The sequence below is a fragment of the Vibrio sp. 10N.261.52.A1 genome, from assembly GCF_002876325.1.
In the GTDB taxonomy this organism is placed as follows: domain Bacteria; phylum Pseudomonadota; class Gammaproteobacteria; order Enterobacterales; family Vibrionaceae; genus Vibrio; species Vibrio chagasii.
On record NZ_MCYD01001210.1, the window covers coordinates 1 to 583 of the forward strand.

General features: G+C 45.8%; 1 protein-coding gene. It reads right to left on the reverse strand.

Annotation, left to right across the window (positions count from 1 at the left end; translation table 11 throughout):
- Positions 1–174: 174 nt before the first annotated feature.
- Positions 175–583 (reverse strand): anion permease (locus tag BCT81_RS25630; RefSeq protein WP_198596962.1); only part of this gene is annotated, 409 nt, incomplete at its 5' end.

Sequence of the window (583 nt, forward strand, 5' to 3'; positions counted from 1 at the left end):
AAATTATAAATATATTTATTCTGCTTTTTGCTAAACAGTGAAGTAAAGTCACAGTTGCTTATTGATTTAAAAATCAACTGCTTGCTCTAGCCGTTATTCGTGATGCAGAGCGAATAGGCGCTAAATTTACATTTAGCGCCTTAGTCCGTAATAGAAGTGAGCGTTGAATGTCTACTAGGTGATGATAAACAGGGCGAGGTAGACCAAGAGCAAGCCGACAATACCCAATATGATCCCCATCTTCGCCATGTCTTTGCTTTCGATAAGTCCGGTTGAGTAAGCCAGTGAATTCGGTGGCGTTGATACCGGAAGAATCATGCCGAGTGATGCTGAGAAGGCAACCACAACCAATAGCCCTTGTAAGCCACCAATCGTTGCCAAGCTCTCCATAGAAGCGCCAATTGCCGCGGCTATTGGCATCAACAAGTTGGCCGTCGCGGTGTTCGACATGAAGTTCGCCATTAACCAACACACGATAGACAGCGTGATGACTACAGCTGCAGGGGACAGCGACTCATAGTCTATCGCGTGTGCTAATGCAGAGGCCAAGCCTGTTTTATCCAAGCCGATACCAATCGCAATA